The sequence below is a fragment of the Maricaulis sp. genome, from assembly GCF_048268525.1.
Taxonomy (GTDB): Bacteria; Pseudomonadota; Alphaproteobacteria; order Caulobacterales; family Maricaulaceae; genus Maricaulis.
Genome location: NZ_JBLWVH010000036.1, coordinates 17,848 through 28,568, shown reverse-complemented (window position 1 = coordinate 28,568; position 10,721 = coordinate 17,848). Strand labels below are relative to the sequence as shown.

14 protein-coding genes, 1 tRNA gene and 1 pseudogene are annotated in these 10,721 nt (G+C 63.3%); 9 read left to right on the top strand and 7 right to left on the bottom strand.

Translation table 11 applies throughout. The features are described 5' to 3' along the window. From ACN0X9_RS14615 to ACN0X9_RS14600, 4 genes and pseudogenes are all read left to right on the top strand, one after another. Positions 1 to 197, top strand: a pseudogene (locus ACN0X9_RS14615) (hypothetical protein); the annotation flags it as partial. 1 nt (position 198) lies between these two features. Next, entirely contained in the window at positions 199 to 738 is a 540-nt protein-coding gene (locus ACN0X9_RS14610) for a hypothetical protein (RefSeq protein WP_417488304.1), read from the top strand. Continuing rightward, positions 731 to 952, top strand: coding sequence for a GDCCVxC domain-containing (seleno)protein (locus ACN0X9_RS14605; protein ID WP_417488303.1), 222 nt, complete (start codon positions 731 to 733; stop codon positions 950 to 952). The genes ACN0X9_RS14610 and ACN0X9_RS14605 overlap by 8 nt, the downstream gene beginning before the upstream one ends. Continuing rightward, positions 930 to 1,073: a hypothetical protein gene (locus ACN0X9_RS14600; protein ID WP_417488305.1), complete on the top strand. Its 144-nt coding sequence runs from the start codon at positions 930 to 932 to the stop codon at positions 1,071 to 1,073. The genes ACN0X9_RS14605 and ACN0X9_RS14600 overlap by 23 nt, the downstream gene beginning before the upstream one ends. A 194-nt stretch (positions 1,074 to 1,267) precedes the next feature. On the opposite strand, the gene ACN0X9_RS14595 is transcribed toward ACN0X9_RS14600, so the two are convergent. Continuing rightward, positions 1,268 to 1,344, bottom strand: a tRNA-Met gene (locus tag ACN0X9_RS14595). 133 nt (positions 1,345 to 1,477) lie between these two features. Here ACN0X9_RS14595 and ACN0X9_RS14590 point away from each other — a divergent pair. Continuing rightward, entirely contained in the window at positions 1,478 to 2,728 is a 1,251-nt protein-coding gene (locus ACN0X9_RS14590; protein WP_417488302.1) for a prolyl hydroxylase family protein, read from the top strand. Positions 2,729 to 2,858: 130 nt separating this feature from the next. Here the strand turns inward: ACN0X9_RS14590 and ACN0X9_RS14585 are convergent, their stop codons facing one another. Continuing rightward, complete coding sequence (locus tag ACN0X9_RS14585) at positions 2,859 to 3,758, bottom strand: hypothetical protein (protein WP_417488301.1); 900 nt, start codon at positions 3,756 to 3,758, stop codon at positions 2,859 to 2,861. A gap of 206 nt (positions 3,759 to 3,964) precedes the next feature. On the opposite strand from ACN0X9_RS14585, the gene ACN0X9_RS14580 reads away from it, so the two are divergent. The 3 genes from ACN0X9_RS14580 to ACN0X9_RS14570 all read left to right on the top strand — a co-directional run bounded on the left by ACN0X9_RS14580 (position 3,965) and on the right by ACN0X9_RS14570 (position 5,847). Next, the gene (locus tag ACN0X9_RS14580) at positions 3,965 to 4,525 is read left to right on the top strand and encodes a PAS domain-containing protein (protein ID WP_417488300.1); all 561 of its coding nucleotides are present in this window, start codon (positions 3,965 to 3,967) and stop codon (positions 4,523 to 4,525) included. A 58-nt stretch (positions 4,526 to 4,583) separates the two neighbouring features. After that, on the top strand, positions 4,584 to 5,207 hold the full coding sequence (locus tag ACN0X9_RS14575) for a PilZ domain-containing protein (RefSeq protein WP_417488299.1): 624 nt from the start codon (positions 4,584 to 4,586) through the stop codon (positions 5,205 to 5,207). A gap of 115 nt (positions 5,208 to 5,322) precedes the next feature. Further along, the gene (locus ACN0X9_RS14570; protein WP_417488298.1) at positions 5,323 to 5,847 is read left to right on the top strand and encodes a DUF4339 domain-containing protein; all 525 of its coding nucleotides are present in this window, start codon (positions 5,323 to 5,325) and stop codon (positions 5,845 to 5,847) included. Positions 5,848 to 5,870: 23 nt separating this feature from the next. Here the strand turns inward: ACN0X9_RS14570 and ACN0X9_RS14565 are convergent, their stop codons facing one another. Next, positions 5,871 to 6,401 (bottom strand): gamma carbonic anhydrase family protein, encoded by a 531-nt coding sequence (locus tag ACN0X9_RS14565; RefSeq protein ID WP_417488297.1) that lies wholly within the window; start codon positions 6,399 to 6,401, stop codon positions 5,871 to 5,873. Between the two features lie 300 nt (positions 6,402 to 6,701). Between ACN0X9_RS14565 and ACN0X9_RS14560 the strand changes: the two genes are divergently transcribed. After that, positions 6,702 to 7,463 carry a PhoH family protein gene (locus ACN0X9_RS14560; RefSeq protein ID WP_417488296.1) on the top strand — a complete coding sequence of 254 codons (762 nt, stop codon included), beginning with the start codon at positions 6,702 to 6,704 and terminating at the stop codon, positions 7,461 to 7,463. Positions 7,464 to 7,572: 109 nt separating this feature from the next. On the opposite strand, the gene ACN0X9_RS14555 is transcribed toward ACN0X9_RS14560, so the two are convergent. From ACN0X9_RS14555 to ACN0X9_RS14540, 4 genes are read right to left on the bottom strand one after another with little or no spacing between them, the layout of a single operon-like run. Next, entirely contained in the window at positions 7,573 to 8,070 is a 498-nt protein-coding gene (locus ACN0X9_RS14555) for a hypothetical protein (protein ID WP_417488295.1), read from the bottom strand. Then, positions 8,067 to 9,644: a glycine betaine ABC transporter substrate-binding protein gene (locus ACN0X9_RS14550; protein ID WP_417488294.1), complete on the bottom strand. Its 1,578-nt coding sequence runs from the start codon at positions 9,642 to 9,644 to the stop codon at positions 8,067 to 8,069. The genes ACN0X9_RS14555 and ACN0X9_RS14550 overlap by 4 nt, the downstream gene beginning before the upstream one ends. Further along, on the bottom strand, positions 9,641 to 10,420 hold the full coding sequence (locus ACN0X9_RS14545) for an ATP-binding cassette domain-containing protein (protein ID WP_417488293.1): 780 nt from the start codon (positions 10,418 to 10,420) through the stop codon (positions 9,641 to 9,643). Before ACN0X9_RS14545 ends, ACN0X9_RS14550 begins: the two co-directional genes overlap by 4 nt. Continuing rightward, entirely contained in the window at positions 10,417 to 10,641 is a 225-nt protein-coding gene (locus ACN0X9_RS14540; protein WP_011643008.1) for a DUF3126 family protein, read from the bottom strand. The genes ACN0X9_RS14545 and ACN0X9_RS14540 overlap by 4 nt, the downstream gene beginning before the upstream one ends. Positions 10,642 to 10,721 lie beyond the last annotated feature (80 nt).

Here is a 10,721-nt window from a genome sequence, read left to right as displayed (position 1 = left end):
GCTGGCAGGATTGGTTCGCTTGGGGGGCGACCGGCATGCTCGCGTTCTCGCTGACGCTGGCTTTGTGGCGCGGAAGCCCGGGCCGGATATTCTGGATATGGTGGATTGTTGGCGCGGTATTTCTCGCCGTGTCGCTTATCCTGCCGAACTACGAGATGCGATTGCAAAGCTGGCTGTTGGACTGGCTTAGAGGTTGATATGACCCAATCTTCGCCGACCTTTCAGTTTCGCGGTGCAGGAACGCTACCGCCGCCGGGGCTTGTCGGTCGCCTCTCACGCCTGATCTTCGGCGCAGGCGCAATCTATTGGGCGGCCCAACTGTTCCGTTTCGGCGAGATGGATGCCCTGACCAATGCCTGGGTGATCGGGCTCACGGCGTTTGCCATCTATCTGGCCCCGTACACGTTGAACATTGGACTGGGCTTGCGGTTGGGGTTCTGGCCTCGACTGCTGGCAACGGGCTTGTTGATCGGCGCCGCGGTTGTCGGCTGGCAATCATCCGGCGAGTGGATCAATTCACAGCTTTGGTCGACCGCCTATTGGCTCAATATCTATGTCTATCTTCACCTTGGTGGTTCATTTCTCCTGGCTGCTCTTTTCGGAACGCCCGGATGCGAGATGCGCGCAATACCGATATTGGTTGGCCGGATAGCAGGGCGTGAAACCCGCGATCACGAATGTCCCGGGCCGATTGGTGCGATTGATCAATGGGAGCACTCTTTTAAGTCCGATGGCTGATATCCAACTCAAATCAACCCTCACCTGTCCCCATTGTGGCGGCGTACACGCCGACTTGGAGATGCCGACGAACGCCTGCCAGTTCTTCTGGGACTGTCCGTCATGCAGCACGCTGCTGAAACCGAAGCCAGGTGATTGCTGCGTCTTCTGCTCCTATGGAACCGTGCCATGCCCGCCCATTCAGGAGGGCGATGCGTGCTGTACAGCGCGATGACATTCCGGCTCGCCAGCCGGGCACCATTTCTCTGATCAGCGACAAAGAGCAGCGCCTATCTGGCACTGTGCGCATCATTCGCGCTTTAAGCGGTGAAACCAACACCGCAAACATCCGCTGAACTCGGCACTCGGTCGAAAGGCCATATCCGCTTTTGCGCCGAAGCGAACATAGCATCTTCCCCCGCAATCCCAGAAGTCGGTCACCAGCGCGCCCGAAACGCCCTCACCTGCTTCCAATATGCTTCCAAATCCGTAGACCGGGCAAAACCCCAAAAAGCAAAACCCGCCAACTCGTTGAGTTAGCGGGTCTTTTTGGGTGCGGGGGTAGGATTTGAACCTACGACCTTCAGGTTATGAGCCTGACGAGCTACCGGACTGCTCCACCCCGCATCAGGGTGTTCCGGGTCAGCGCCACTGGTGGGCGGTGTGAGCCGGGAGCGCGTGTGTAAGCTGCGATCCGTGTACGGTCAACCGCATAGCTGCGCTTGGCCTGCTTTGAAAAGCATGGCTTAAACTGGGCTCCATGAGCGATACAAATCCAACAGCCAGCCAGACCGCACAGACGGCCCTGAACGACTGGCATGCCGGTCGGCACGAGGCGGCATTCGACACCGCCGAGACGGCCACACGGAGCGGTGACGACACCGCCATGGGCCTGCTCGTCCAGTTGAGCGGGCTGCCGGAAGCGAAGGCGGACTTTGCCGCTCGCACCCGCGCCGCGCTGGATGCTGCCCCGGGCAGCGGGATGCGCGACAGGCACCGGGCCTATTTCCGTGCCGCCGGGATCGGCGCCGACAGGGCCGACTGGCCGGGTGCGCTGGCCGACAGGATGGCTCAGGCGGATGCCGGCGACTGGGTCGCCCTGACGGAGCTCGGCCTGTTGGCCATTATCTGCGGCGAGACCTCTGCCGGCCGGGCCTGGCTGGAACAGGCGGGCCAGGCCGGCTCCGGCCTGGCAATCGCTGCCCTGATGCGCGAATCCCTCGAGGCCGGCGAACGTTTTGCCTGTCTCGACACGCTGGGCCCGGGGCTGGCGAAGTCCGGCCATCCGATGGCGGGCGGCCTGATACATCTTTGCGCCAAGCTGCCGGCAGAATCGGGCGGCGCCGGCATGGCTTCGCCGGATTCCTCCGATGACTGCCTGGCGCGTTTGGCCACGGCGCTGGAGGCCCCGGCCGGAACGCCGGACCGACTCCATGACAGTCCCCGCATTGATCGCTGGCCGGGGGTGTTGGCTCCCAGCGCCTGCGATTATCTGACGGTGGGCGTGGCACCGCTGCTCAAGCCGGCCCAGATCATCAATCCGAAGACCGGTCAGATCGAGAAGGATCCCTATCGCAGCTCGCTGACCGCTCCGATGCCTGAGCAGGCGATGGACCTCGTCTCCTGGGCCATCAAAAGTCGCATGGCCGCGCTCTCCGGCCACCCGCCACGCCACGGCGAGGCGCTGGCGGTTATCGTCTACCGCCCCGGCGAGGAATACCGGGCGCATTTCGATTTCATTCTCGATTCCGACGGCCAAGCCGCGCAGGACATTGCCCGGCGCGGCCAACGCGTCGCGACGTCGCTGGTCCGCCTGAACGAGGAATTTGCCGGCGGCGATACCGTCTTCCCGCGTCTCGACGTGCGCTGGACCGGAAAGCGCGGTGACGGACTCAGCTTTGACAATGTTGACGCCGACGGCAGCTGCCACAAAGCCAGCCTGCATGCCGGCGAGCCGGTATCCACCGGGGTCAAGGTGATTGCCAGCCTGTGGCTGCGCGAGCGGGTCTGAGCGATCGGCCCGCCCGCCTCCGGCCCCAACCGGATGGCCGGCGGGACACTGGCCCGGACCCGGACAAAAAATGCCCCGACCTGAAACCAGGCCGGGGCAGTCAGTGGATGATGATTTCCCGAAAGCGCGATCAGCGATAGCCGCCGACACCGCCATCCAGCATCAGGGTCATGGAGACCGTCTGGCGGCGTTCGCGCTCGACTTCGTGACGGACGCGTTCGGTATAGCGTTCCTCACGGCGCATGAAGACCATTTTCACGCCCGGACCGTGCATGCGCAGGAGCGAGCGTTCATTGCAATTGCGGCGCGGAATCTGGGTTTCGCAGCGCAGGGTGCCGCCGGCGGCGTGGCGCAGGGCCTCGCCCTTGCGGCACATGATGGTCGGCGCATCGTCCCAATCATAGACACCATCGCGAACCCAACCGATTGTGGTCTGCATCGCCGTGCCGGCCATGCAGCGGAAGATTTCGCCGTCGAAAGTCGCGCCGACACGGTCATCGGCATCGACCCGAGATGCCGGGTGCGGCGTACCGTTGTCGTCGACGCAGACCGAGCGGACGACCCGCCATTCCTCGACCCAGCGGGTGCGCTCTTCCTCGTAATACTCGTACTCGGTCTCTTCCTCGACACCGACCACATTGAGACCGGTGATCGCGGTCGCGGCCGGCGCTGTGGTCATCGGCGTGTAGGAACCGCCGCCGATGAAAGTCACCGCCCCGGCGCCAGCCCGCGCACCGGCACTGGCGTTGGCGTTGGCCGAGGCGTTGACGTTGACATTGGTGTTCACATTGACCCGCGTCGAGACATTGACGCCGACATTGATATTGCCGCCATGGATATTGATGTTCGGAACATTGACCGTGTGTCCACCGCCGTGGGTACAACAGGCCGGAGGCGGAGGCGGGGTGCAGCATCCGCCGCCACCGCCATTGCCGCCACCACCACCGCCGCCGGCCGATGCCGGGGCAGCGAACAGGGCGAACGCAGCGGTCGCGGGGATCAAAAAGGCGTGCCGGGCTGAAACGCGCATGGTGGTGCTCCTTACGTATTGCCCCCTGCCTTGCAAGCACAGGGCCAGTTTTGCGCCCGCGATCAGACCACCGGTTTCGCGCGCCCGAAGAATGCCGTCAGACCGCTTTCCCGCCTCAGGGGTATGGCCCCGATCTTGAAGCGGGGCAGGCAGCAACGTCGGCCGGTGTGCCACGTCCCAACCTGACGGACCGAGTGGAGACATTCATGCGCCATGCGCAATCACAAGCCCTGCACGCCTATTGGCAGACCCGACGCCAGGGCGGCGCGGCGCCTCACCGTGCCGATATCGAACCGCAGGATATCGCGCGCCTGCTGGGCTATGTGTTCATCCTCTGGCGTGCCGATCCGCAACACCACATCTTCCGGCTCGCCGGCACCCATCTGTGCGACCTCTATCAACGTGAATTCCGCGAGCAGAATTTCCTGTCGCTCTGGCAGGGCCATGACCGCATACACGTGCAGACGGTCCTTGAGGCGTCCATCACCGGTGCCGCCCCGGCGTCGATGATCGCCCGCGCCTCCAGTCTCGACATGCACCAGCTGCCCGTCGAAATCTCGTTCCTGCCCCTGCGCGGCCCGTCCGGGGCCATTGATCGCACGCTGGGCCTGTTTCAGCCCCTCGACTCGACCGAAGCCTTCAAGGGGCGCCCCGCCGTTCGTACGACACTGCGGGAGATCCACCCTCCGGCCCTGCCAGACCGGGTGTTTCCGGGGCTCGCGATCGATTCCGGGGGCGCTGCTCAAAAGGTCGCAAACGACCAATGATGACAAAACCTTTTTAACGCCTTGGGACTAGTGTGCCGGTTCGCAGGAGGTCATTGCGATGAATGACGAACCCGGCCGGCTCGACCGACGCAAGATCAAGATTGCCGCACGCGGCGCGCAGGAGCGCCGCCGTCATGCCCGCATGCCATTGCAGCTGCACGGCCGGTTCTGGTCGGAAGCCAATGGCGAACATGCCTGCCGACTGATCGACATTTCTCCCGGTGGCGCCCGCGTCATCGCCCGCCTGAAAATAGCCGCTGACACCCGTATCGTCCTGATGATCACCTCGATCGGCCGGGTCGAGGGTCAGGTCGTGCGCCAGGACGGCGACGAGATCTCGATCCGCTTCAATGCACCGCTGCGCAAACGCGACAAGCTGGCCGACGCCATCACCTGGCGTTTCAACAAGGATCGCCTTGGACTGGAAGAAGATCGCACCGCTCCGCGCCGGCCGGGACGTGGCCGGGCCCGCGTCGTGCTGTCCGACGGTGTGGTCATCCAGGCCAATGTCGTCGACGTGTCTGTCACCGGCGCAGCGTTCGAATGCCTCGAGCGCCCGCGGGTTGGTGAGGGTCTGCGTGTCGGGGAAATGTCAGGACGTGTGGCGCGCATTCTGGACAATGGCTTCGCGGTCGTGTTCGATCCGCCTGAAGCCTCGTCCACGGGCCATGAAGCAGCATAGATGAGTCACTGATCGCCAATTTGTTCGCCTATTCGGGGTCATCCCCATCTGCGGCCCGATTCTTGCCGTATGAGGGTGATAGGCGGTACGTAGCAAAGTGCAAAAGAGATCCGAAATGCCTCGCGATGATGGAATCGCAATGTCCTGGTTTGTGAAAGTCGAGGGTCGTGTCTACGGCCCCTATACCCCGCAGCAGATGAAAGCCTTCGTTGGCGAAGGGCGCATTGCTGCGCACTCCCACGTCTGCCCGGAACGTGACGGTCTGTGGCAGCAAGCCTCGGACATCGACGATTTCCGTGAGTGGCTTGGCGAATCGAAAGCCTCACCGGAACCGGAAAAGCGCGTCACGCCCGGCGCCCGACCGGCCAATTTTGTCGTCATAGCCGAGATCCAGTCGGAGAATGGTGCCGAATTTCACAAGGCCCTGACCGCCTATGGCGATCTGGAAGCGATCACCGGCAATGTCTGGCTGCTGCGCGGCCCGACCACATCGGCCGTCTTGCGCAACGAACTCAGTCACATTCTGGGACGCGAGGACAAGCTGCTCGTGATCGATGCCTCGCATGATCGCGCGGCCTGGTTCAATCTGGGACGGGATGCCGACCAGAATATCCGCGAATTGTGGAGCCGCGCCCACTAGGTAGGGCCGGCACCACCTTTGCCTCAGTCAATCCGGCGCAGACCGGCCTTGTGCCGTTTCCAGTTGGCGACGTAGTGATCGGCCGACGCCTTGAGTATTTCGGCCATGTCCGGCCCCAGCGTCTTCATTACCCGGCCCGGCGCCCCGACAACCAGTGAATTGTCCGGTATCTCCTTGCCCTCCGTAATCAGGGCATGGGCGCCGACGATGCAGTTCCTGCCGATTTTCGCCCCGTTCAGGATCGTTGAGCCGATGCCGATCAGGCAGCCATCGCCGATTGTGCAGCCGTGAAGCATGGCCTGATGGCCGATGGTGACACCTTTGCCGATGGTCAGCGGAATGCCCTCATCTGTGTGCAGGACCGCGCCGTCCTGGACATTGGAATTCTCGCCGATCGTGATCGGATCATTGTCACCGCGGATGATGGCGCCATACCAGACACTGGCGCCCGGCTCGAGAACGACCCGACCGATGACCTCGGCACTCTCGGCGACCCAGAACTCATCGGCTCCCGGCACGGTCGGACTCGAATCGCCCAATGCATAGATCGCCATTTCGGTCTCCCACTATCTTTTGCGTGAATTATTCGCGACACGGTCGTTCAGATCTTCTTCACCGGGTTACACTGACACTGTAACCGCGATTCGAGACCTGCCCATCCGGCCTCGCATCGTTTCGGCAACTCCAAGGGAGGCACCGGGTAGACGGTATGAGCAGTCTGCGACCCAGCCCGCCAGGATCATCCGGTTCATCCGGATCCCTGCCCTTCGAGTCCCTCGAATCGTTTTCGTTGCAATGTGTCTTCGCCCCTCGCCTTCCGGCCGAGGGGTTTTTCATGTGTGGAGGTTCCAGCCATGGGTAAGCGTATCGTCAAACGTCGCCAGCGTGCCGAGTTCAACACGGCACACTATCAGTCCGAAGAAACAAAGGTTCGTGCTCTCTTTCCCGGTACCAATTGGTCGCCCGACGCCAAGGAGCCGATGCGGGACCAGCGTTTCATCAAGAATGTGAAACCACGCTCGGATGGCCAGGCCGTCCTGATGAAATCGATCGAGGACCATAATCTGGTGCTCGCCCTGGGGCCTGCCGGCACCGGCAAGACCTTCCTTGCCGTCGCCAAGGCGGTCGAGGCGCTGGAGGCCGGACAGGTCAGCCGCATCGTGCTGTCCCGCCCCGCTGTCGAAGCCGGCGAGTCGATCGGCTTCCTGCCCGGCGCCATGGAAGAAAAGCTCGCCCCCTATCTGCGACCGCTCTACGACGCGCTGGCCGACCGGCTCAGCCCGAAAAAGCTCAAGGCCATGATGGCCGAGGGCCTGATCGAGATCGCGCCGATCGGCTATATGCGCGGCCGCACCCTGAACAATGCCTTCGTGGTCGTCGACGAGGCCCAGAACTGCACCTATGGCCAGCTCAAAATGCTGCTGACGCGGCTGGGCTGGAACTCGACCATGGTGGTCACCGGTGACCCGGCCCAGACCGACCTCCTGCCGGAAATGTCAGGCCTGGCCCAGATCGCCGACAAGATGGAAGAGCTCGACGACATCGCGGTCTGCCGCCTGGCCGCCGAAGACATTGTCCGTCACCCACTCGTGGCGACCATGCTGACGGTTCTCTGAGCCGCAGCGACTGACCAGAAAAGACACAATCCACGCATTGATTTGGGCGCGGAGCTAACCAGCTTCGCGCCCTTTTCCTTCTCCAGCCGGGCGGTCCGGCTGTCGCAGCTCAATGCAGCGTGACGGGCTTCCTGCGATAGCGGACCAGGATCCGCAGTGTCAGAGGGTGCCGCGCGTCAGGGTCGAGGCCCAACTTGATCATTTCGGCCCGGGCCCGCTCGCGAAGCCGCCGGGCCCGCAAATACTGGATCGCCACGAAGGCAGCGATCAGCAGATAGGCCAGGTATTCGGCCACGCCATACCAGTCCGGCAGGAACAACCACACGCCCAGCGCGGCCATCGCCGCCAGGATGATATCCAGTGGCCAGCCTTCCGACGGATCGAAGAAAGCCAGGACCGGGAAAATGGACTGGTCGATATCACCTTCCGGGTCGATCAGGGCGAGCAGCCGGTCAAATTCCGCTGACTGGGTCGCCCAGATCCGGTTCAACTGGCTCATTTCGGTATAGGGCTCGGCCCCGAGCGGCAGGTCCTTGTTGAGCACCATGCAGGCGCGCATCAACCATTCGCCGTCCTGAAGACGGCCAGCACCGACATAGCCACTCATTGATTGTCTCCCGCACCGGCCGACAACTGGTCCGACAGCCAGACTGCCGCCTGGTCCGGCGTCTGACGATCCAGATCGACAAGGCGATTGGCCTCACGCATCGCTTCACTGTCGATCGCACCAATCAGGCCGGACAACGCCTCGACCAAGGCCGGGTTGGCCGCCGCATCGGGCGACAGAAGGATCACCGCGTCATAGGGCGGCAACACCGCGAGCGGGTCGGCGAGGACCAGCAGGTCAAACGCCGCAATGCGGCCGTCAGTCGTATAGGCGGAGATCATGTCGACCTGGCCGTCCCGGACCGCGCCATACATGAAGGCGGCATCCATGGCGCGGGTTTGCATCGCTCCGAGGCCGTAGCGGTCGCGAGTGTTCACCCATTCGGGCCGGGAAAAGACCTCCGCATCGCCGCCGACACTCATATTTTCGGCCCGGGCCGCAAGGTCGGCGAGGCTGTCAACGCCCAGCGCTTCGGCCCGGTCGCGGGCCATGGCAAACCCGTAGGCGTTTTCAAATCCCAGCCCGCCCAGCGCCAGAATACCATGTTCGGCGTACAGCCAGCCGGTCATCTCGGCGAGCATCGCATTGCGGTTGATCGGCTCGGGACGGTTCATCACCGTCGCCCAGATCGTGCCGGTATAGTCGATATAGACGTCGATCTCGCCCGTGCGCAGGGCATCAAACGCGATTGTCGAACCCAGATTGTCGAGACGCTCTACGCGAGCGCCGGCCGCTTCCAGACGCGTCTGCATCAATGAACCAAGAATGTATTGCTCGGTGAAAGCCTTGGCGCCAACCACAACAGTTTGATCGGCAAGAGTGTCGGCCCCGACCTGAACCGCCACGACCGGCCCAGCCCCCCGGAACACAGCGGCCGGCACGTAGCGCGGTGCGATGGTGATGACGACCAGCGCCGAAAGCGCGACGCCGACACCGACCGCCAGCCCCTTGCGGCGGTCCCGGGCGGCGACTTCCAGCAGGCGGATTATCTGGTCCAGCGCGATCGCCAGCCCGGCGGCAAACAGGCAGCCGAACAGGACAGACAGCCAATTGCGGGTCTGCAGGCCGGCAAAGATGTAATTGCCCAGGCTGGAGGCTCCGACCGGCGTTGCCAGCGTCGCCGCGCCAACCACCCAAACCACCGCCGTGCGCAATCCGGCGACAATGACTGGCAAGGCCAGCGGCAGCTCTACCTGCCACAGCTGTTCACGCGGCGTCATGCCGATGCCGCGGGCAGCCTCGCGCACAACCGGATCAAGGCCCTGAAGCCCGACAATCGTGTTCCGCAGGATCGGCAGGATCGAATAGAGCATCAGCGCCAGGAAGGCTGGCGCATAACCGATCATCCCGCCCAGAAGCGGCACCATCAGGGCCAACAGGGCGAGGCCGGGAATGGTCTGGACAACACTGGCCGCGTTGAGCACGACCGCCGCCAGGCGGGGTCTGGATGCGGCCAGTATCCCCAGCGGCAGGCTGATCGACAGGCCGACCAGGATGGCCGCCAGCGACAACAACATGTGTCCGGCAAGAAGGTCCGGCAGTTCAGCCCAGCGCTCGGCGAGATTGCTGCTCACTGCGCTAGCTCCGCGATGGCCCGCATCTGGCGACGCGGCGTTTCAAGCAGGTCGGACACATAATCATCGGCCGGCGCGTGCATCAATGTATGCGGCGCGCCTTGCTGGATGATGCGGCCGTCACGCATCACCGCGACCTCGTCGGCCATGATCAGGGCTTCGGCCATGTCATGGGTTACCATGACGGCCGCAAAGCCGAGTTCGCCTTGCAAATCCCTGAAATCCTGCTGCAACGCGTCGCGTGTGATCGGGTCAAGGGCGCTGAAAGGTTCGTCCATCAGGACCAGTTCGGGGCGCCCGGCCAGGGCGCGGGCGAACCCGACCCGCTGTCGCTGACCGCCGGACAGTTCACCCGGCATACGGCCACCGAATTCGTGCGGGTCGAGACGCACCATGTCCAGCATCTCGCGGACCCGCAATTCGACCCGGGCCGCATCCTGCCCGGCCATGGCCGGGATCAGCCCGACATTGCGGCGGACACTCATATGGGGAAACAGCCCGTCGCCCTGCATGACCCAGCCGATGCGGCGGCGCAACGCGACTGCGTCCTCGCCGGCAATATCCTTGCCCCCAAACATGATCGAACCGCCTGAGGGCTCCTCGAGGCGGTTGATCATTTTCAGCAGGCTGGTCTTGCCACACCCCGATGCCCCCGCAAGGACAAGGAGCTGACCTTTCTCAACCGTGAGCGAGACGCCCCGCACGGCCTCGACCTGGCCCGCATAGGTCTTGGAGACATTGCGGACCTCGAGGACAGGAGACGTTACTTCGCTCAAAGATCTTCCAGGTCGATATCCAGGATGGTGATTTCAAACGAGTATGAGGTCTCGCCCTCATCGATGATCTTGGCGACGACGCCGAGGCACTCATCGCCAATATGGATTTCGGCGCACTCATCAGGACGGTTGCGACACTGCACGACCATCTCCGGGTTGAGCTTGGCCTGCAGGAACATCTGGAGCTTGGCAGCTTCCAGCATGGTCATGTTCTTGTTCACGGGATCATTCTCCGGTCGGGGGATTCGAAGTCGGCGCCAACTAACCCCATGCAGGGGGGGCACGTCCAGTCAGATGCTGA